This is a genomic window from Brevibacillus sp. HB1.1 (genome assembly GCF_013332445.1).
Taxonomy (GTDB): Bacteria; Bacillota; Bacilli; order Brevibacillales; family Brevibacillaceae; genus Brevibacillus; species Brevibacillus porteri.
This window is the reverse complement of the sequence record NZ_JABMIV010000002.1, coordinates 654,626-674,848: the sequence shown is the minus strand read 5'-3', so window position 1 is coordinate 674,848 and position 20,223 is coordinate 654,626. Positions and strand designations below refer to the sequence as shown.

General features: G+C 47.3%; 27 protein-coding genes and 1 tRNA gene. 27 read left to right on the top strand and 1 reads right to left on the bottom strand.

Annotated features, from left to right (window positions below):
* The first annotated feature begins 52 nt into the window (after positions 1–52).
* From cmk to HPY27_RS08005, 11 genes are all read left to right on the top strand, one after another.
* Positions 53–724: a (d)CMP kinase gene (gene cmk, locus HPY27_RS08055; RefSeq protein WP_174224751.1), complete on the top strand. Its 672-nt coding sequence runs from the start codon at positions 53–55 to the stop codon at positions 722–724.
* Entirely contained in the window at positions 721–1,314 is a 594-nt protein-coding gene (locus HPY27_RS08050; RefSeq protein ID WP_017248093.1) for a lysophospholipid acyltransferase family protein, read from the top strand. Before cmk ends, HPY27_RS08050 begins: the two co-directional genes overlap by 4 nt.
* Positions 1,315–1,499: 185 nt before the next feature.
* Positions 1,500–2,672: a 30S ribosomal protein S1 gene (gene rpsA, locus HPY27_RS08045; RefSeq protein WP_173621598.1), complete on the top strand. Its 1,173-nt coding sequence runs from the start codon at positions 1,500–1,502 to the stop codon at positions 2,670–2,672.
* Positions 2,673–2,748: 76 nt separating this feature from the next.
* Entirely contained in the window at positions 2,749–3,801 is a 1,053-nt protein-coding gene (fni, locus tag HPY27_RS08040) for a type 2 isopentenyl-diphosphate Delta-isomerase (protein ID WP_174224750.1), read from the top strand.
* An 85-nt stretch (positions 3,802–3,886) separates the two neighbouring features.
* Positions 3,887–4,522 (top strand): YphA family membrane protein, encoded by a 636-nt coding sequence (locus HPY27_RS08035; RefSeq protein WP_017248096.1) that lies wholly within the window; start codon positions 3,887–3,889, stop codon positions 4,520–4,522.
* A 7-nt stretch (positions 4,523–4,529) separates the two neighbouring features.
* Positions 4,530–5,435 carry a YIEGIA family protein gene (locus HPY27_RS08030; RefSeq protein ID WP_017248097.1) on the top strand — a complete coding sequence of 302 codons (906 nt, stop codon included), beginning with the start codon at positions 4,530–4,532 and terminating at the stop codon, positions 5,433–5,435.
* 3 nt (positions 5,436–5,438) lie between these two features.
* Positions 5,439–5,621 (top strand): capping complex subunit for YIEGIA, encoded by a 183-nt coding sequence (locus tag HPY27_RS08025; RefSeq protein WP_017248098.1) that lies wholly within the window; start codon positions 5,439–5,441, stop codon positions 5,619–5,621.
* Positions 5,622–5,675: 54 nt separating this feature from the next.
* On the top strand, positions 5,676–6,989 hold the full coding sequence (gene der / locus HPY27_RS08020) for a ribosome biogenesis GTPase Der (protein ID WP_017248099.1): 1,314 nt from the start codon (positions 5,676–5,678) through the stop codon (positions 6,987–6,989).
* 15 nt (positions 6,990–7,004) lie between these two features.
* Positions 7,005–7,607, top strand: coding sequence for a glycerol-3-phosphate 1-O-acyltransferase PlsY (gene plsY, locus HPY27_RS08015; RefSeq protein ID WP_017248100.1), 603 nt, complete (start codon positions 7,005–7,007; stop codon positions 7,605–7,607).
* A 13-nt stretch (positions 7,608–7,620) separates the two neighbouring features.
* On the top strand, positions 7,621–8,673 hold the full coding sequence (locus HPY27_RS08010) for an NAD(P)H-dependent glycerol-3-phosphate dehydrogenase (RefSeq protein WP_217437903.1): 1,053 nt from the start codon (positions 7,621–7,623) through the stop codon (positions 8,671–8,673).
* Between the two features lie 78 nt (positions 8,674–8,751).
* On the top strand, positions 8,752–9,018 hold the full coding sequence (locus HPY27_RS08005; RefSeq protein ID WP_017248102.1) for a stage VI sporulation protein F: 267 nt from the start codon (positions 8,752–8,754) through the stop codon (positions 9,016–9,018).
* Positions 9,019–9,138: 120 nt separating this feature from the next.
* Here the strand turns inward: HPY27_RS08005 and HPY27_RS08000 are convergent, their stop codons facing one another.
* Complete coding sequence (locus HPY27_RS08000) at positions 9,139–9,615, bottom strand: hypothetical protein (protein WP_017248103.1); 477 nt, start codon at positions 9,613–9,615, stop codon at positions 9,139–9,141.
* A 134-nt stretch (positions 9,616–9,749) separates the two neighbouring features.
* Between HPY27_RS08000 and HPY27_RS07995 the strand changes: the two genes are divergently transcribed.
* From HPY27_RS07995 to HPY27_RS07920, 16 genes are all read left to right on the top strand, one after another.
* Positions 9,750–9,938, top strand: coding sequence for a DUF2768 family protein (locus HPY27_RS07995; protein ID WP_017248104.1), 189 nt, complete (start codon positions 9,750–9,752; stop codon positions 9,936–9,938).
* Between the two features lie 12 nt (positions 9,939–9,950).
* On the top strand, positions 9,951–10,247 hold the full coding sequence (locus HPY27_RS07990; protein WP_017248105.1) for a 2Fe-2S iron-sulfur cluster-binding protein: 297 nt from the start codon (positions 9,951–9,953) through the stop codon (positions 10,245–10,247).
* Positions 10,248–10,263: 16 nt separating this feature from the next.
* Positions 10,264–10,611 carry a 2Fe-2S iron-sulfur cluster-binding protein gene (locus tag HPY27_RS07985; protein WP_012686141.1) on the top strand — a complete coding sequence of 116 codons (348 nt, stop codon included), beginning with the start codon at positions 10,264–10,266 and terminating at the stop codon, positions 10,609–10,611.
* Positions 10,612–10,627: 16 nt separating this feature from the next.
* Complete coding sequence (locus HPY27_RS07980; protein ID WP_017248106.1) at positions 10,628–11,356, top strand: hypothetical protein; 729 nt, start codon at positions 10,628–10,630, stop codon at positions 11,354–11,356.
* Between the two features lie 180 nt (positions 11,357–11,536).
* On the top strand, positions 11,537–13,015 hold the full coding sequence (gene spoIVA, locus HPY27_RS07975; RefSeq protein WP_026043041.1) for a stage IV sporulation protein A: 1,479 nt from the start codon (positions 11,537–11,539) through the stop codon (positions 13,013–13,015).
* A 237-nt stretch (positions 13,016–13,252) separates the two neighbouring features.
* The gene (locus tag HPY27_RS07970) at positions 13,253–13,525 is read left to right on the top strand and encodes an HU family DNA-binding protein (RefSeq protein WP_005831316.1); all 273 of its coding nucleotides are present in this window, start codon (positions 13,253–13,255) and stop codon (positions 13,523–13,525) included.
* Positions 13,526–13,732: 207 nt separating this feature from the next.
* Entirely contained in the window at positions 13,733–14,299 is a 567-nt protein-coding gene (folE, locus tag HPY27_RS07965; protein ID WP_017248108.1) for a GTP cyclohydrolase I FolE, read from the top strand.
* A 66-nt stretch (positions 14,300–14,365) separates the two neighbouring features.
* A tRNA-Pro gene (locus tag HPY27_RS07960) sits at positions 14,366–14,442 on the top strand.
* A gap of 111 nt (positions 14,443–14,553) precedes the next feature.
* Positions 14,554–15,264, top strand: a complete 711-nt coding sequence (locus HPY27_RS07955) for a lytic transglycosylase domain-containing protein (RefSeq protein ID WP_174224749.1) — start codon at positions 14,554–14,556, stop codon at positions 15,262–15,264.
* 37 nt (positions 15,265–15,301) lie between these two features.
* On the top strand, positions 15,302–15,532 hold the full coding sequence (gene mtrB / locus HPY27_RS07950; protein ID WP_017248110.1) for a trp RNA-binding attenuation protein MtrB: 231 nt from the start codon (positions 15,302–15,304) through the stop codon (positions 15,530–15,532).
* A 76-nt stretch (positions 15,533–15,608) separates the two neighbouring features.
* A complete protein-coding gene (locus HPY27_RS07945; protein ID WP_069845336.1) occupies positions 15,609–16,124 on the top strand; it encodes a hypothetical protein in 516 nt (171 codons plus the stop codon).
* Positions 16,125–16,249: 125 nt separating this feature from the next.
* Positions 16,250–17,086, top strand: a complete 837-nt coding sequence (locus tag HPY27_RS07940; RefSeq protein ID WP_174224748.1) for a heptaprenyl diphosphate synthase component 1 — start codon at positions 16,250–16,252, stop codon at positions 17,084–17,086.
* 4 nt (positions 17,087–17,090) lie between these two features.
* The gene (locus HPY27_RS07935) at positions 17,091–17,810 is read left to right on the top strand and encodes a demethylmenaquinone methyltransferase (RefSeq protein ID WP_017248113.1); all 720 of its coding nucleotides are present in this window, start codon (positions 17,091–17,093) and stop codon (positions 17,808–17,810) included.
* 77 nt (positions 17,811–17,887) lie between these two features.
* Positions 17,888–18,757 carry a UbiA-like polyprenyltransferase gene (locus HPY27_RS07930; RefSeq protein ID WP_017248114.1) on the top strand — a complete coding sequence of 290 codons (870 nt, stop codon included), beginning with the start codon at positions 17,888–17,890 and terminating at the stop codon, positions 18,755–18,757.
* Complete coding sequence (locus tag HPY27_RS07925; protein ID WP_174224746.1) at positions 18,754–19,350, top strand: UbiX family flavin prenyltransferase; 597 nt, start codon at positions 18,754–18,756, stop codon at positions 19,348–19,350. The genes HPY27_RS07930 and HPY27_RS07925 overlap by 4 nt, the downstream gene beginning before the upstream one ends.
* Positions 19,351–19,354: 4 nt before the next feature.
* Positions 19,355–20,218 carry a menaquinone biosynthesis protein gene (locus tag HPY27_RS07920; RefSeq protein ID WP_174224744.1) on the top strand — a complete coding sequence of 288 codons (864 nt, stop codon included), beginning with the start codon at positions 19,355–19,357 and terminating at the stop codon, positions 20,216–20,218.
* Positions 20,219–20,223 lie beyond the last annotated feature (5 nt).

Below are 20,223 nucleotides of genomic sequence, written 5' to 3'. Positions count from 1 at the left end.
CTTTTCTTGTTTTATTCCCATCCGAACTAACGTACATAGCAGGTGAGAAGTAATGAACATTGCCATTGATGGACCAGCGGGAGCAGGCAAAAGCACTGTCGCCCAAAAAGTAGCGGGACAACTGGAATACGTGTACATTGACACGGGTGCCATGTATCGTGCCCTCGCTTGGGCAGTCCACCATCATCAGCTCCCTATCAACGATGAGTCTGCAGTTTCCGAACTTTTGCAAAAAAACAGGATTCAACTGGTTCGGGAAAACGGACAGCAACATGTATACTGGAATGAAATCGATGCCACAAGCTGGATACGTTCCACAGAAGTGAGCCAGTACGCCTCCATTGTAGCGAGCTACGGTTCCGTACGTGAACAAATGCTTGTGCTCCAGCGACGATTGGCGACGCAAGGCAATGTCGTCATGGACGGTAGAGATATCGGTACTCATGTTTTGCCTGATGCAGATGTGAAGATATTTCTGACGGCCTCCATCCAAGAGCGTGCAGAACGCCGCTGGAAGGAACTACTCGCAAAAGGTACCCAGACAGACTTGGCTGAGCTGGAAAAAGAAATCGAAGAGCGAGATCGACGGGACATGCAGAGAGAAGTCGCACCGTTGCGCCAGGCGGAAGATGCCGTTTTGGTAGACACAACAGGAATGACCATTGATCAGGTGGTCGATCGCATCTTGCAAATCTGCGAGCGAACGGGAGAGTCAACCCATTGAGTTACTATCGTTTATTCAGAGGTTTTTTTCGCATAATTTTTTCGCTTGTCTTTCGTTGGCAAGTGATCGGGCGTGAACATATACCTAAGGAAGGCCCAGTGATCCTTTGTGCCAACCACATTTCTTTGTGGGACCCACCGCTTCTCGGGAGTGGTATCGAGCGTCAGGTTCATTTCATGGCCAAAGAAGAGCTGTTCAAAATTCCGGTCATATCCTTTCTCATTACCAAATTCGGTGCATTTCCGGTCAAACGGGGTGCAGGAGATCGTGCGGCCATTCGCACGACTCTCAAATTGCTGGAAGATGGAAAAATCTTTGGAATCTTTCCTGAGGGAACCCGCAGCAAAACAGGGGAACCAGGGGAAGCGATGCCGGGTGTGGCGATGTTCGCTCTCAAATCAGAAGCCGCGGTCATTCCGGTAGCCATTATCGGGCCATATCGGCCGTTTCGTTCCATTAAGATCGTTTACGGTAAACCGATCGATCTGACTCAACTGCGCGAGGCCAAATCAAGCGCTGATACGTTGAAGGAAGCGAGCGATCTGATTATGGAGCACATCAAGCAATTACGGAACCAGCATCTCTCTTAGCAAACGGTATAGAATTGCTAAAGGGACAAATACTAAATCTGCTGGAACTTACTGGCTTCATCAGTACTAACTGCCAGCCATCAGGCGACAGTTAAAAATATACATGCTCCCGCTTCGTGTAGTGAGGTTGTACACAACCTGTACATAGACGTTTGGGACTGGATGGTATTAAGGAGGTCTTTTGAATGATGGAAGAAACGAACGTAAGCTTGACGGATGCAACAACCATTTCCGTAGGAGATGTCGTAAAAGCAACCGTAACAAAAGTTGAGGACAAACAAGCGCTTGTAGATCTAGGTTACAAGTACGATGGTCTGATTCCTATCAGCGAACTGTCTCCACTGCATGTTGAAAAGGTATCTGATGTAGTAGCGGTTGGTGATACTTTCGAAGTGAAAGTCATCAAGCTAAACGACGAGAAAGAAGAGCTCGTTGTTTCCAAGAAAGCCGTAGCGATGGAATCTTCTTGGTCTGATCTTGAGCAAAAAATGCAAGCGGGTGAGATCATCGAAGCGTCCGTGAAAGAAGTAGTGAAGGGCGGCCTGGTTGTTGATGTAGGCGTTCGCGGCTTCATTCCGGCTTCCATGGTAGAGCGTCATTTTGTTGAAGATTTCTCTGATTACAAAGGCAAAACATTGGCTTTGAAAGTAGTAGAAATGGATAAGGAAAAGAATAAAGTCATCCTGTCCCACAAAGCGGTTTTGGAAGACGAAGTAAAAGTGCAAAAGCAATCCATTATGGATAAAATCCAAGTGGGTCAAGTATTGGAAGGAACGGTTCAGCGCATGACTGATTTCGGCGTATTCGTGGATATCGGTGGTGTTGATGGATTGGTTCACGTATCTGAACTTGCTTGGAACCGTGTAGATAAGCCGTCCGATGTAGTGAAGGAAGGCGACAAGGTGCAAGTGAAGGTCCTCAAAATTGACCGTGAAAACGAGCGCATTGGCCTTAGCATTAAGGAAACGCAAGCAGGTCCATGGGCGAACGTTGCAGAAGATTTCAAAGCGGGCTCTATTTTGAATGGAACTGTAAAACGTTTGGTGTCCTTCGGTGCATTTATTGAGCTGGCTCCTGGAATCGAAGGCCTGGTACACATCTCGCAAATTGCAAATCGCCGGGTGAATACACCGAGTGAGGTTTTGAAAGAGGGCCAAGAAGTACAAGTGAAAGTTTTGGATGTTGTTCCACAAGAACAGCGCATTAGCCTCAGCATCCGTGCAGTAGAAGAAGACCGTGTGGAGCAGGCAGAACGTGCGAGTAAGCGTGAACAGCAACAATTCACGCAAGAAAACAACCAACCAATGGGCGTGACATTGGGCGAGTTGTTCGGTGATCTGAAAGACAAGTTCAAGTAAGATAAAAAGTAGGACTCATGGGGATACGCTCTGGCGTATCCCTTTTTTCTGGGAGTGAAAGTCTAGGAGGGGTAGAATGGATCGTCGTTCGATTAGAAAACTGGACCATATTCGAAATGCTCTTGTTACTGGGGAAAATGGTGCGAATAGTTTTGATGATGTTAGCTTTGTTCCAAACAGCTTGCCGAATGCAGCATTTGCTGAAACTTCACTGGACACCGAGATTGCATCCTTACGACTCTCCTCACCGATTATGATTAATGCGATGACGGGTGGAGCTGGTGGGACTACGCAAATCAATCAAAAACTGGCGATCATTGCGAGGGAACGCAATCTGGCTATGGCTGTTGGCTCACAAATGGCGGCTCTGCGTGATCCGGATGTTACGGATAGCTATCGGATTGTCAGAAGGGAACATCCACAGGGGATCTTGTTTGCAAATGTTGGGGCGGAGGCGACAGTGGAGCAGGCAACAGCAGCGGTGGAGATGATAGAAGCGAACGGACTGCAAATGCATCTGAATGTCATGCAAGAGCTGCTGATGCCAGAGGGAGATCGGGATTTTCGCGGCTATCTCGAGAGGATTCAAGCAATCAGGGAGAGTCTGGATGTACCGGTTATGGTCAAAGAAGTCGGTTTTGGCATGGCGAAGGAATCAATCGAGAAACTCATAGAAATCGGGATCAGAACCATCGATGTGGGTGGAAGGGGCGGAACAAATTTTGCTCAAGTCGAAAATATGCGTAGTGATCATCCTCACGCGATGTTTGAAGATTGGGGATTCACGACGGTAGAGAGCTTGCTGGAAGCGAATGCTGTCGGTCATCCGGGAATGTCGTACATAGCAACAGGCGGTGTTCGTCATGGACTCGATGTAGTCAAAGCCGCTTCTTTAGGCGCGTCTGCTGTCGGGATGGCGGGGGCAATGCTGCGTCTGGTTCAACGCGAATCTCTGGAAGAATGCTTGTCTACCGTCGACAGATGGCATCACCAAATTCGTGTGGCTATGACGGCGCTAGGTATGAAAGGTCTGGCAGACGCAGTTTGTACTCCTGTTATGATCACGGGAAAAACAGCGGAGAGAGCTAGGCTTCGTCACATCCAATTGGAGAGACTGGCGCAACGTTAGTTAGTGGACGAGCATTCGATTCATGAAATTTCCTTGGTTGAGGCATACTTTTGGGGGAGACAACCATCATTTTGAGGAGATGAACATGAACGAGGGAACCGTTGCGATCCTCATCCAGTGGTCTTTGCTGTGTCTTGTCTGGATGGGAAGCTTTGACTTGCAGCTGCAAAACATGAAGATGGAACGCAGACGAGTGCTCGCAGTGATCAGTGCGTTTTTAATTTGTACGTTTGTGAACTGGGAAATCTATTTTGCCCCCATTCAAGTTAGTCTAAGTGGAACGATATTGCCACTGATCGCAAGTATTGTCCTTTACACCAAGCTCATGTCCAAAATACGCAGATTGTACTTGCTGAGTGCGCTGGCAACCGCCCTTTTGCTATTTTGGCTGCGCTGGCTGTTTTTTACCGATCCGATCTTGCTGTTTTGGGATGAGAGGATCATCGTACCCGCTGTTGGAGTCAGTACGATTTTTTTGATGAGCAGAACGAATCTGGGCCAGCTGTTTCAGCTCACGCTCGCCATGCCACTCGCAGATGCGATACATTCGCTTTATTTTTGGAAATTGTCGGGTTCCTGTCAATGGGGATCGGAGTATGCGCAAGATCTCTTGTGGAGTGGCATATCACTATGGGCTCTCGTCAGCATCGTCTGGTCTGCGATTCGTCGTATTCTTGGTAGAACAGAAACAGAGTCTTCCCATTCCGATACGGGCAGGTGACGCTAGGGTGTTCAAGGAATTGCTAGCTTATGAATATGTTTTTCCTTTAGTTCTGGGCTTCCTATTCGGGATTATGTGCCGGATTCATCTTTTGCGAACGGATTATCGACAATATCCAACCTATCCCCACGGAAAAATTATTCACATTTCACTTGGGGTGATTGCATCCGCGCTCGGAGCGTTAGCGATTCCTGCCCTGCTCAAGGAGAATTACACGGCGGTCACATTTTTGACGGTGGCTGCTCAGCAATTCCGCGATGTCAGGAACATGGAACGCACTACGCTCACAGAGATCGATAAGCAGGAGCTAGTGCCCCGTGGTGGTCCCTATATCGAAGGAATCGCAATGGTGTTTGAAGGACGCAATTACATGGTCATGTTTACTTCTTTGGTGACAACGACGGCTACCATCCTTTTTCATTGGTGGGGAGGTGTCATCGCGGGTGTCATCGCCTTGATGATTTCTCGCAAGCTGCGCTCTGGAAAAACACTGTCGCTGATTGCAGAGATCGAGCCGGGGGAAGTGAGAATGGAAGGAAGAGACTTGTATGTGAACGACATTTACATCATGAACGTCGGGTTGGCAGATGCCCAAGAGATCATACGTGAGCAAGGTGTGGGTTTTATTCTGACACCGAGGGATGCCAATGCCAAGGTCACGATTGCCCACCCAGGACAGCGGCAAGCGATATTGCACGATGTCGCGACGCAGCTCGGCGTTTATACAGATACGGGAGAGCCATCGCTAACACCATTGGTAAAACGTGATATACAGTCAGGGAGACTGGGTGTATTTTTATTACCGCAAGAAAAAGATGTGGAACGCGCAACGTCCGTCATTCGTGCAGTCCCGATTCTCGAAAGCGTCTTCCGAATGCCAACGAAGACTAGAATGGTGAAAAAGGAGCTGTAGGCCATGACAGGATTAATCTTGTCGGTGATTACGACGAACAAAGACAGGATTGCGGGTGGTGTCCCGATTTTTATCGAATCTACTACGGAGAAGATGCAGCAAACGGCTTTCACGCTGGAAAAGATACTGGACGCGATGGTGCATGAAGTGAGCGACGATACCCTTATCATTGTTCGGCATAAGTAGTGTATGGTATGATTAGCTAGTCAAAACGTAAAATGAGAGAGAGTGTTGTTGATTATGGGATTACCAGTGGTAGCCATTGTGGGGAGACCCAACGTGGGAAAGTCCACGATTTTTAACAGATTGATTGGCGAACGAGTCGCGATCGTGGAGGATATGCCGGGAGTAACCCGTGACCGCCTGTACGGGAAAGGTGAATGGTTAACTCATACTTTCCATGTGATTGATACCGGTGGAATTGAGTTTGGCGAGACCGACGCGATTCTTACACAGATGCGTTACCAGGCAGAGCTTGCGATTGACGAAGCAGATGTCATCATTATGATTGCAGATAGCCGCACAGGTGTGACAGATGCGGACGTTGAACTGTCACGAATGCTGAATCGGACAGGAAAACCTGTCGTACTCGCGGTGAACAAAGCGGATAATCCGGAAATGCGTGCGGATATTTACGACTTTTACTCCTTGGGCTTGGGTGAGCCATTCCCTGTCTCGGGTAGCCATGGTCTTGGCTTGGGCGATATGCTGGAAGACGTGGTTCAGCATTTCCCAGCAGAGGATGACGAAGAGAAAAGAGACGATATCATTCGTGTATCCATCATCGGTCGTCCAAACGTCGGGAAGTCTTCCTTGACGAATGCGATTCTCGGTGAAGAGCGAGTCATTGTCAGTGAAGTTGCCGGAACGACCCGTGATGCGATCGACACGCCATTTGAGCGTGATGGCCAAAGCTACATTCTCGTAGATACGGCAGGTATGCGCAAGCGCGGGAAGGTGTATGAAACAACGGAAAAATACAGTGTGATGCGTGCGATGCGTTCCATTGAAGATTCCGATGTCGTTCTTGTTGTCATTAACGGGGAAGAGGGCATTATCGAGCAGGACAAGAAGATCGCGGGTTATGCACATGAGGCTGGCCGTGGTGTCATTATTGTCGTGAACAAATGGGATGCTATTGAAAAAGACGACAAAACGATGCAACGCTTCACAGAGTTGATCCGCGAAGAATTTAAATACCTGGATTACGCTCCGATCATGTATGTGTCTGCAAAATCGAAGCAACGTGTCCATACGATTCTGCCGAAGGTTAATGAAGTAGCACAAGCACATACTATGCGCGTTCCTACCGGCGTTCTCAATGATTTGGTAACAGATGCGACGATCCGTACACCTCCACCATCTGATCGCGGCAAACGCTTGAAGATCAACTATGCGACACAAGCGACAGTGAAACCACCGACGTTCATTTTGTTTGTGAACGATCCAGAACTTATGCACTTCTCCTATGAACGTTACATAGAGAACAAGATCCGTGAAGCTTTTGTGTTTGAAGGCACACCAGTTAGAATCTGGACACGGAAAAAAACGTAGGGAGAGAAAAACGCCATGGTGTTATTATCCTGGGTGATTAGCTATTTAATCGGTTCTATTAGCTTTAGCTATCTTATCGCCAAAAAAGTCGCAGGAATTGACATACGTTCTCATGGCAGCGGAAATGCCGGTGCAACTAATACCTTAAGGGTGTTAGGAAAAGGCCCCGGCATTGCCGTTCTCCTTCTTGATGCACTTAAAGGAACAGCTGCGATGGGACTGACTCACCTGATGACAGGAGACCCGGCAGCGTATGCTGTGGCAGGCTTGTTTGTTATCGCCGGTCACAATTGGCCGATCTTTTTTGGATTCCGCGGAGGGAAAGGCATTGCGACCACGCTAGGTGTCGTGTTAGGTTTTTCTCCCTTGGCTTTTTTGATCGCTGCCGTGTTGGCTGTCATAGTCATTGCGATCACTCGCTTTGTTTCATTAGGATCATTGGTTATCGTAACGGTTATTCCATTCACCCTTTACTTGTTGGACAAACCTATTTCCTTTATTTGGGCGAGCTTGGCGATCGCAATCTTTGCTTACATTCGTCATTATAATAATATCCGCAATCTTCTTTCAGGAAACGAACGGAAACTAGGAGATAAGTCCAACCGGAAGCTGGGATAATGTACGAACGGACATGAAAAAAGTGGAGGGGGACGTATTGATTCAAAATGTTACGGTGATTGGGGCCGGAAGCTGGGGAACGGCACTTGCGACTGTTTTGGCGGACAACGGGCATCAGGTTACGCTTTGGGTACGGGATACCAAGCTGGCAGAAGAAATAAACAGCAAGCATGTGAATGAAAAATACCTGCCTGGAGAAAAGCTTTCAGCAAACATAGTGGCAACGACCAACATTCAAGAGGCTGTAATAGGCAAGCGAATTGTTCTTCTCGTTGTTCCTTCCCATGCTATGCGCCAAATCTGTCAGCAAGTGGCTCCGTACTTAGAACCGGATGTACTTTTGATTCATGCGACAAAAGGCTTTGAACTGGAAAGTCTGAAGCGAATGTCAGAAGTCATTGCGGAAGAGGTGCCGAAAGAGATTGCGTCCAGAATGGCTGTGTTGTCAGGACCGAGCCATGCCGAGGAAGTAGTCAAACGGCAACCAACGACAGTTGTGATGGCGTCTGAATCGGAAGAAAGCATGCTGCGCTCTCAGGATTTGCTGATGAATACGAATTTTCGTGTGTATACTAACCCGGATTTGATTGGCGCTGAGATCGCTGGAGCGTTGAAGAACATCATTGCACTTGGTGCAGGGATGTCTGATGGCTTAGGATACGGAGACAACGCTAAGGCAGCGCTGTTGACCCGTGGTTTGGCGGAAATTAGCCGTCTGGGCATTAAGCTCGGTGCTAAGCCGCTTACGTTCTCAGGTCTAGCTGGTGTTGGCGATTTGATTGCCACATGTACAAGTAAACACAGCCGAAACTGGCGTGCAGGTTATATGCTCGGACAAGGAAAAAAACTCGATGACGTACTGGCGCAGATGGGGATGGTCGTCGAAGGCGTTCGGACAACAAATGCAGCCTTTTCCTTATCGAAACGCGAGCAAGTGGAAATGCCAATCACTTCTGTTCTGTATGGCATGCTGTTTGAAGGAAAAGAAGCTCGTCAAGGCGTGGAAGAACTGATGGGGCGCGGAAAAACCTTTGAAATGGCATACCTCAATCCTGATGCGGAATAAGTCATGAATGAAGTATCACCGATTTAGGCTTCTGCACATACGATAGGGTGAAAGCCCATGTGCAGGAGGAGATTTCACATGAATAATATGTCGAAACGACTTTTTGAGCGCTTGCAAGGAAAAGCAACGGAAAATGTTGATGAAGAAAAGCTTCGTTCACTAGCCGGTCAGGTCAAGCGCAGTGATTTTGAAGATGAGACTAAGCTCCGTCAAATCATTCGCACACTCGCTACCCTTAGCGGCAAGCAATTAACTCCTGAAAAGGAGGATAAGGTCATTGAAATGTTTCGCAATCAGGAAATCAATCTCAGTGACATGTCCACCTTGACCAAGCTGCTCAAATAAGAGAAATGGGCGATTATGCCCGTTACCTGCAACAAAAACCGTCATACAGTAAGACTAGGAACAATCATGGCTCTACAGGGACATGGCTGACCTACAGATTGCAAGAAAAAAAGAGGGATCTTATCCCTCTTTTTTTCGTTCCTTGGAGTTGCTGCTTACCTGTGTAATCAGGTTCTGGACTAATGGGGATTGCAGGAGACCCAGTAATTGCCCGATATCTATATTGCCCAAAAGGTTGCCTAAGCCTGATTCCTGTGGTGCTGTTTCTGCTGCCTTTTGTGGCTCTGGAGCAGCTTTGCGTTTGCCAGTAGGCTTTTCGGCAACGACCTCAGGCTCAGGCGTGCGTTTTCCGAGGTTCTCCATCATCTCCATCGCCCCGTACAACGAATCCATCGTGTCTTCTACCTGCCGGATCGTGCTGCCGATCCCTTTGATGTTATGGCGCATTTTTGAAACAGAGGTGCGCAAATCAACCGAGGGCAGGATTCTTTTCGGTGAAATGGAAAGGGAGACATTTTCGATTTGGTCGCTTAATTTTTTGCTGGGTATAGGCGCGTATGGATTCCGCCATTTTCGATTATTTACTTTATTACTCAACGTTTCATCCCTCCAATGGGCGAATTCATCACGATAGTCTATGCGAATGTCTAGTATTAGGTTCGCAAGCGTCAGACGAAGATGGGGAAGTATGGTATAATAAAGCAAAAAATGCAAAGGATGCTGCAGTCCCGATGTATATTGATCCTATGACAAAGATGAACATTTCCTTAATTGCCATTGGGCTCATGTTCGTCTGCAATTTAGTTATGATCTTTGCCAGAAAAATAACCAATGCGTTTTTGCGGTTCCTGGTGAAGACCTTCGCATTCTTACTATTACTCGTCGTGCTTGTCATGATTTTGATTGTGATTTTTGTCTAGGGAGGATTATCGATGTCAACGATCACATTACTTACTCGTGCAGGCAGTCATGAAGTCTCGATCGAGTTGAATGAATCCATTGTTGCTCTTGCGAAAAAGAACAACATCGTGTGGGGCCATGCCTGCCAAAGAGGGGTATGTGCACAATGCCGTACGCATGTTCTAGAAGGAGCAGAGTACTTAAACGAAGTGACACCAGAAGAAAAACTGCGATTGCGCAAGGCTGAACGCGCAGAAGGCTACAGATTAGGCTGCCAGACAAAGATTGTTTCAGCAGGAACAGTCAAGGTAGCTCATCGGCCGTACTAGTAAAGGAAGTGAAAAAATGGGGAAAGTAACCTTTCTCCCGAGCAAGAAGAGTGTGAAGGCGCGGACAGGGCAAACCTTGGTCGGTGTAGCTTCGTCAGCTCGCGTCGTAATCCCGCAGAGATGCGGTGGGCATGCATCTTGTCTGATGTGCCGTGTGGTCGTTGAGAATGGCCTGCTGTGCCCGCCAACGGCGCTAGAAAAACGCAAGCTGCCTGAAAAGGATCTCGCCAATGGGATTCGTTTGGCCTGTCAGGCAAAAACGACGGAAAAGGATTGTACAGTCAGGATTCCAGAAAGCAAGCTGAAATCAGTGGTAGCGGCTGCACTCGAGCGACAACGCAAAGAAAATGAAGATGGAATGTAAGAGGTGTGTACATAAGATGTGGCAATCGTGGCGAAAATCGTTCAAGCTTGTGATCAGTTTGACGATTCTGTCTTCTCTTTTATCCGGATGCTTGTATCCGGATGAACGCAGAGCAGAGAATCAAATTCCTAGTACCTTTTTTGTAGAAGCAACACAAAAAGCGATTGAGCAATTCCAAAAAGACACAGCAGTATTGCCAATCGTAACGAAAACCCTCGATACTCCTATTTTTGAAAAATACGAGATTGATTTCCGTAGGATGATCCCTAAATACATGCCGGATGTACCAGGGAACGCATTTGAAAAAGGTGGCGTATACAAGTACGTACTCATTGATGTGGATACAAAGCCGACAGTGAAGCTCATTCATTTGACCGCTGTCAGTACAGTAGCGGATGTACAGAGCGAAGTAGACCGTTACAAGGGACATTTCGAAAAGCTGCCTGTACTCGCTGACCTGGGGAATGGCTACTATTCCATCGATCATGAACGGCTCGGGTTAAAAGCGTGGCAGGTGCCGTCCACGATGGGGACTTACTTATTGCCACTGGTCATGAACGCTGAAGGACAAGTCGGGATCGACTATGCTTCGGATATCGCGCAATTGCTTCGGGATACAAAAGTAACCGTGCCGGAAAAAACAGACCCGAGGTACGTTCTTGCACGCCATTCGATGTTTGTGCCAGCGAAATCGTTTCCATATGAAATGGTCGATGGTGACCCAAGGCTTCTCAAACTAAATTAGCTTTACGAAAAACGACTCTGATCAGGGTCGTTTTTTTTGTTCTAGTTAACGCAAAAATACATATATTTGTACTGTCCACAAAACTAGTACGAGATTCCCTACGAAAATACTGGCGGTCAGGGATAATTCGGAAAATCGGTCATAGTGTAAAAATAGACAAATAGAAGGAGGTCATCGATGGTGGAACGAGTCGACATCTTTAAAGACATTGCCGAACGGACGGGCGGAGACATCTACCTCGGAGTGGTAGGCCCTGTTCGTACGGGAAAGTCTACCTTTATCAAGCGGTTTATGGAGCAAGTTGTCATCCCGAATATTAACTCTGAAGCGGAGCGGATACGAGCGACAGACGAGTTGCCGCAGAGCGCTTCAGGACGAACAATCATGACAACCGAACCCAAATTTGTTCCGAATCAGGCCGTTAACGTACATGTGACAGAAGGACTCAGCATCAATGTCCGCCTCGTTGACTGCGTTGGCTATACGGTGCAAGGGGCAAAGGGCTTTGAAGACGACAATGGCCCAAGAATGGTAAATACACCTTGGTATGAAGAGCCTGTACCATTTGAGGAAGCGGCTGAAGTCGGGACACGCAAGGTTATCCAGGAACACTCAACCATCGGGATTGTTGTGACAACGGATGGCAGCATCGCGGAAATACCGCGTGTAGGATACATCGATGCAGAGGAGCGGGTTGTAAACGAGCTGAAGGAAGTCGGAAAACCGTTCGTGATCGTTGTAAACTCGACGCGTCCGCGCGCCGACGAAGCACAAAACCTTCGTGTACAGCTCCAGGAAAAATACGATGTCCCAGTCGTTGCCTTGTCGGTTGATCATATGACAGAGCAGGAAATCTTACTCCTCATGAGAGAAGTTCTGTTTGAATTCCCAGTTCATGAAGTAAATGTCAATCTGCCGAGCTGGGTAATGGTGCTGGAAAACGGGCACTGGCTGCGTCAGAACTACGAGGAAGCCGTACGTGAGACCGTGCAGGATATCCGCCGGTTACGCGATGTGGACCGTGTCGTCGGCTTCTTCAATGACTATGACTTCGTAGAGAGAGCCTCTCTTGCTGGTATGCATATGGGGCAAGGGATCGCAGAGATTGACCTCTACGCGCCAGATGAACTGTATGACCGCATCTTGATGGAAATTGTCGGTGTTGAGATAAATGGCAAGGATCACTTGTTGAAAATCATGCAGGAATTCGCACATGCCAAGCGCGAGTTTGATCAGGTAGCGGAAGCATTGCACATGGTCCGAAGTACGGGCTACGGTATAGCAGCCCCGTCGTTGCATGAAATGACCTTGGACGAACCTGAACTAATCCGCCAGGGGCCGCGCTTTGGAGTCAGACTTAAAGCAACAGCACCGTCTATTCACATGATTCGGGTGGATGTCGAGTCTGAATTCGCTCCGATTATCGGAACAGAGAAGCAGAGTGAGGAGCTTGTCCGCTATCTGATGCAAGATTTTGACAAAGACCCGCTTTCCATCTGGAACTCCGATATTTTTGGACGCTCGCTCCATTCCATCGTAAGAGAGGGTATTCAGGCAAAAATTACCATGATGCCAGACAACGCCAGATACAAATTACAGGAGACTTTAGGTCGAATCATCAACGAGGGATCGGGTGGCCTGATTGCGATCATACTCTAATAAATAGTTCCAAAGTCCTATAAACAACAAATATAGGGAAGGCATCTGACATGACGAGATGCCTTTTTTTCTTGTATTTCGTTCAATTTCGACAGGAGGGGCTTGAATTTAAGAAATCGGTGTATTACTATAAGCTTGTCAGATCGGTAAAAACAACCATTCGTGTATAAAACGCTTCGTTTCGGTTAAGAAAAATAATAGCTAGGACTTGGTGTTCTTTGAGGGGAGGTGAATAAAATGAACAAAACAGAACTGATTGCAAAAGTGGCTGAAACCACAGAACTCACCAAGAAAGATGCAACAAAAGCAGTTGATGCAGTTCTTGACGCAATTGCAGATGCATTGAAAACTGGTGATAAAGTCCAACTGATCGGCTTTGGTAACTTCGAAGTTCGTGAACGTGCGGCTCGTAAAGGTCGTAACCCACAAACTGGTGAAGAGATCGAAATCGCTTCCAGCAAAGTACCTGCGTTTAAACCAGGTAAACAACTCAAAGACTCCATCAAGTAGTTGTTTCTTTTGAGAACGAAGCACTTACATAAAAAAATCCACATTGATAAAATGTGGGTTTTTTTCTGTGTACATACAGTTTGCCTATGAAAATACTGGCATATTTTTTTGTCTTTTTTAAAACGATATGGTAAGATTGGCTTTGATCGCGAGCAGGCAGAGCTTTTGGATGAGAAACAAGGCGTATGCCGTTACGTAGGAGGTACAATGATGAACGTCGATTTGGATAAAATACAGCAAGCTGTTCGCATGATCCTAGAAGCAGTAGGGGATGATCCTAATCGAGAAGGAGTCCTCGATACCCCTAAGCGAGTTGCGAAAATGTACGCTGAAGTATTTGAGGGCATGCATATAGACGAAGATCAGTATTTTGAGACTGTCTTTAGCGAAGATCATGAGGAAATGGTGTTAGTGAAGGACATTCCGTTTTACTCCATGTGTGAGCATCACTTGGTTCCCTTTTTCGGTAAAGCGCATGTCGCTTACGTACCGCGTGGGGGCCGCGTGGTTGGACTGAGCAAGTTGGCGCGTGCGGTTGATACCGTTGCCAAACGCCCGCAGTTGCAGGAACGCATTACATCGACAGTAGCAGACGCGATTATGCGCAAGCTCGATCCGCATGGCGTGGTTGTGGTTGTTGAAGCAGAGCATATGTGCATGACGATGCGTGGCGTGAAAAAGCCAGGCTCGAAAACGATCACCTCTGCTGTTCGCGGGATGTTTGAGAAAGATGCGGCTGCCCGTGCAGAAGTATTTAGCTTGATTCGCTCATAAAAATTCAAAAATAAGGAAATTATATTGACTCTATAAGTAAAATATTGTATAGTACGGATGTACAGTCGGGATGTGGCGCAGCCCGGTAGCGCGCACCCTTGGGGTGGGTGAGGTCCAGGGTTCGAATCCCTGCATTCCGACCATCTGCATATAACGATCAGAAGCCTTGAGCAAAGGCTTCTTTTTTATGTGAAATGGCTACTCTCCCAAGTAGTACCATTTTGCTATTGGCTTCTTGATCTTTCTTTTTTATAATGATAGGTAGACAAGCTACGGAAGGGTTGTTCAATGCTATGAAGGTGCCTGTATCACTTCAACCATATTTGCAAACATTGCCGCAAACCTATGACGCCTCTTCGCTTTCGTATGGAGACGAGGGGCTCTTCTCGGACATCCTGCAGTCCCAGCTAGCAACAACCGGCCAGCGGGTTATCAGTTCGCAGGAGATTTTAGCCAAGTTAGATGGTTCTAAGAACTGGAAGATTCCTACCCATATTCAAAATGAGCAGTCCCTGTTTTTTGCAAAAGGGCCATCTGTTCCTACCCCGGAAATTTTGGGCAAGATTGATCAGACAGCGAAAGCGATCGGAGTGGACGCTGATCTAGTGAGAGAGGTCGTCAGGGCCGAATCCAATTTCAATCCGAATGTAGAATCTCACGCAGGGGCGAAGGGCTTGATGCAGCTGATGGACAATACGGCAAAAGCCATGCAAGTCCGTAATGTATACGACCCTGATGAAAACCTTGAAGGTGGAACAAAATATTTGAAGTCGCTCTTGGATCGTTATGATGGAGATGTGAAAGTAGCACTTGCTGCTTACAATGCTGGTCCAGGTCGGATGAGTCGTCTGGGAATCAGCAGTGATGACGAACTAGAAGCGAAGTTTGACCAATTGCCGCAAGAGACACAGCGCTATGTAGACAAGATCATGAGCCGACTGGAGTCAGAAGGGGCATCATACTAGACATACTCGCATATCGTATTGGTCAGGAGGAAACATATTGGCACAACCATCGGGATTTAATCAGGATTATTTCGTAGTCAAAGCGAAGGAAAATGGCGTTCATGTGATCGGATTAACAAGAGGCACTGATACGCGTTTTCATCATACAGAGAAGCTCGATAAAGACGAGGTCATGATTTTTCAATTTACTGAGCACACCTCTGCGATTAAGGTGCGAGGAAAAGCAGTAATTTACTCGCAGCATGGCGTCGTGGATACGACCGAATAAAGAGCAAGTCGTTTTGCTAAGAAGCAGGCATAGCCTGCTTTTTTTGTTTGTACAATGGAGGAGAGGAGGGATGTCTATGCCGCGCCAATTGTTGATGGCGATTGCTGTTTCCACTTTCTTGGCTCTGATGCTGTCGCTCGTTCCCACAAATCAGTGGATGCAAGCGGATATACCGACATTTCAGTCGGCACGAGCCATTCACTTAAGCGAGCAAAATGCCCTTGATTTGTTTACAAGGTTGTCGACACATTATAATATTAAGCGTATAAAATGGGAAAACCCATCGATCTATGTCGATTTTGTGGTGAAACCTGCCGAAAAAGTAGAGCTAAACACCGTCTATCAAGATTTTTACCGTTTGACATACGACTTGCGTACCTATGCAGACAATGTTGGGCCCGTGTACTATCGCTTGTTGGAGGAGACGGATCCACCAAAAGAATCGAGACTATTGATTGCCATACAATCGACAACGGGAAATCTCGCAGGGCATGACAAACCTTTGACCGACCCTTCGGATATCCAGTCCTTTGTAAGCAGTACATTTCCCATTCGAATCGAGCCGTATTTTTATGAGCGAATTAGTCCCTGATGGAAGAAGTATGGTATGATAGTAGAGACGGCCTTTTGACCGGACGGCAGAGGAAGACCGAAGAGTAAGGAACAGTACGGAACAGGCAGACATCTTTAGGTTGTGCAGCTTGTGGAGGAGGACGCATGAGCAAAGAACTTTCCCCGAATGTAGAAGAAGTTCGGTCCATTATCGAACAAATCTACAAGAGAATCACCCATTCCTATGTAGAACATTATGTTGACGTTCCTTCCATGGCGGAAAATCGTCTAGAGCTGTTGTACCTTTTTTTGCTGGAACAAGGTATGCCGAAGGAAAAGGCTTCGGTTTTATGTACAGCAACAGGACTTGTCCAATTGGGACTGGACACGCATGAGCTCGTGAAAAATGAGTACGACTCCTCACAGAGCGCGGAGCGAAACCGACAGCTGACCGTACTTGCGGGTGATTATTACAGCAGTCGCTATTATCACCTTCTGGCTTCAGCGGGTGAAATCCAAGCCATTCAAGTGTTGTCGGCAGCCATTCAGCGAGTGAACGAAGCGAAAATGAGACTCTACATCGCTGGGCGAGATAGCAAGATTTTATCAGATGAAGAGTACTGGGAACTGCGAAATACGATTGATACGGGCTTATACGTGGCTGTTGTAGAGGAGTTTGCTGATTCAGCTGATCGCCGTCGATTCTGGAGCGATCTGATGAAGGAAACAGCCAAGGTAGAGAGTGTGATCGGAGAGTGGGAGCAGCTCAAATGGCAAGAACAAGTCCCTTTTGGTTTTGCCCGTTTTTTGCTGCAAAAACCCGGTGCTACACTCGCGCAAGTTTTGTCTGGCGTTGAGGGAAAAGCCATCGAATTAATCGGTTTATGTGAGCAAATGGTACGTACGCTGCATCCGGCAGAGACGCGGAACATGCTTGCATCCATTACGGCACGGTACTCCCATCGGATCAGTCGCTTGAAGAAGGTAATTGAGGAGATGTAGCCAAGTGAACCAGACACAGATGAATGAGAAAGCAGAGTACGTTCACTCCGTTTTCGAGAGCATTGCAAACGATTACGACAAAATGAATAATGTAATCAGCTTTGGCAGTCATATTGCTTGGCGTAATTACACGATGAAGCAGATGAATATCCAGCCAGGGCATACAGCGTTGGATGTCGCTTGTGGTACAGCAGACTGGACCATTGCATTGGCCAAGGCAGTTGGTAAAGAAGGCAGCGTTGTTGGCCTTGATTTCAGCCAAAATATGTTGGATGTCGGGGCATATAAAGTGGCGAACGCAGGTGTTGGCAACAACGTAAAGCTAGTAAACGCAGATGCAATGAATCTGCCCTACGAGGATCATACATTCGACTTCGTGACAATCGGGTTTGCCCTGCGCAATGTACCGGATGTTCAGCAGGTCTTGAATGAAATGGCGCGTGTTGTAAAGCCGGGCGGTAAAGTCGTTTCTCTGGAAGTGTCCAAGCCCCCGTTCATTCCGTACCGGAAGCTATTTTACTTATATTTCTACAAAATCTTGCCATTTATCGCGAAGCTGACAGTCAACAAGTACGAAGAGTATGCGTGGCTGCCACAATCCCTGACCAATTTCCCGGACAGTCGCGAACTGGCAAGCATGTTTCAAAAAGCAGGCTTGGACCCGGTTCAGGTCAAATTGTTTATGGGCGGCGTATCAGCCTTGCATATTGGCACAAAGCCATAGGTTGACGAATGCGATGGCGCCAAACGCGTACATGGGGAGTAAACCGGTATTTCTTCACTAGATAGGAAGTGTCATAGATGGGTCTACGTAAATTGAAAGTCATCTTGGAAATGATTAAATTCGAGCACTCCCTTTTTGCCTTGCCTTTTGCTTTTATGGGAGCTGTTTTGGGAAGTATTGTGGTAGAGAATGCATGGCCTACCTGGTCAGAAATTTTCTGGGTGACGGTAGCGATGGTGGGCGCTCGAAGTGCAGCGATGTCCTTAAACCGCGTCATCGACCGGGTGATTGATGCGAAAAATCCTCGGACGGTCACACGAGCGATACCTGCTGGTCTCATTTCGATTGTGGAAGTCATTTTATTTATCGTGGTGTCCTTTGCGGTGTTGTTCATTGCTGCATTCCAGTTAAATGATTTGGCTGTGAAATTGTTGCCACTCGCTGTGTTTGTTCTTGTGCTTTATTCCTATACGAAACGTTTTACTTGGCTTTGCCACTTTGTTCTCGGGGTTGCCATCGGGTTTGGTCCGTTAGGTGGCTGGGTAGCGACAACGGGTCAAGTAGATGGCATCGGCCTTCTATTGTTTGCATCTGTTATGTTCTGGACAGCAGGATTTGATATCATTTATGCGTGCCAGGACGCAGATTTTGACCGTAAAGAAGGACTTTATTCCATGCCGAGCCGCTTCGGAATTGCCAATGCACTTCTGATTGCCCGCGTATGCCACGTTCTTACTTTCGTTGGTCTGATGTCGTTGTATGTAGTCGCAGACTTGTCTATCTGGTTCTTGGTAGGTGTGCTCATTTCTGGTGCGATTTTGATCTATGAACACACGCTGGTAAAGCCGACAGACCTGTCCAAGCTGGACATGGCATTCTTCAATATGAATGGCATCTTGAGTGTCGTGATGTTTACCTTTACGATGATTGATTTGGTGATTGCATGAACAAGCAAAAGTGGGCTGTCGGGATAACGGGTGCAAGTGGTGCTATCTATGGTGTTCGAGTCGTCCAGGAGCTTTTACGTGCTGGACATATCGTTCACTTGATGATTACAGAAGCAGGCTGGCAAGTATTTCGTGATGAACTGGATTGGCACACGGATGACAGAGAAGCTCTATTGCAGAAGAAGCTGCAACAAGACTTTTCGGGTGAGCTACATTATTGGGGACTGCGAGATTTCAATTGTCCCGCAGCCAGTGGTTCCTATCGCTGTGACGGTATGATCGTAGTACCGTGCTCGATGGGGACTGTTTCTGGCATCGCGCATGGTGCATCAGGTAATTTGCTGGAGCGTGTTGCAGATGTCATGATCAAGGAAGGTCGGCGCTTGGTCATCGTTCCGAGAGAGACGCCGTTCAATGCGATTCAGCTCGAGAACATGCTCAAATTAAGTCGTCTGGGAGTCAAGATTCTGCCTGCTATGCCAGGCTACTATCAGAAACCGCAAACCATGGATGATCTGATCAATTTTGTAGTAGGGAAAACTTTGGATGCAATTGATGTACCACATTCGCTGTTCCGGCGTTGGGGGGAATAAACGCATGCAAAAGTCTTTGCGTGTTGGACAAATTTTGTATACCAATGTATTGCCGGTTTACTTCTATTTTGATCAGGCGAAATTCGAAGACCGAATCGAATTCATCCGCCAGGTTCCTGCCCAGTTAAACACTGCAATGGCGAATGGCGAGATTGACTTGGGACCGATTTCTTCGTTTAGCTATGCAGAGCATGCCTCCGAATACGTGGCATTGGCAGATCTGTCTGTCAGTGCCAAGGGGAGAGTAGGCTCCCTTTTCTTGTTCAGCAAAAAGCCGATTGAACAATTAAACGGTGCTAAAATAGCCTTGACCAACACATCGGCTACCACAGTGAACCTCTTAAAGATCATCCTCCATAAGTTTTACGATTATGAGATTTCCTACGTTACACAGGAACCCATTTTGCAAGAAATGCTGGAGGATGCTGATGCAGCGCTCTTGATCGGGGACGACGCTATTTCGGCTGAGCGAACGGCCAAAGACCTGCATGTCTATGACTTAGGAGAGCTGTGGCATCAATTTACGGGCTATTCCATGACCTTTGCCATTTGGGCTCTTCGTCGAGCGGTTATTGCCGATCAGCATAATTTGATCGCGGAAGTCCATGCTTCTTTTTTAGAGAGCAAAAGGAAAACAAGAGCGAATACAGCCCCTTTGATTGACTACGTTCACACACATTTCGGTGGAGAGAAAGAGCAATGGATCCACTATTTCCAAGGATTACAGCACGATTTCGGTGACGTTCAGCGGATTGGACTGGAGTACTATTACCGATGCGCAGCGGAGCTGGGACTTCTATCGGCACCTGCAACCGTCGATCTGTGGCAAGCTGGCGGCCGACAGACCAATACTACGTTGACGAGATAGGTGGA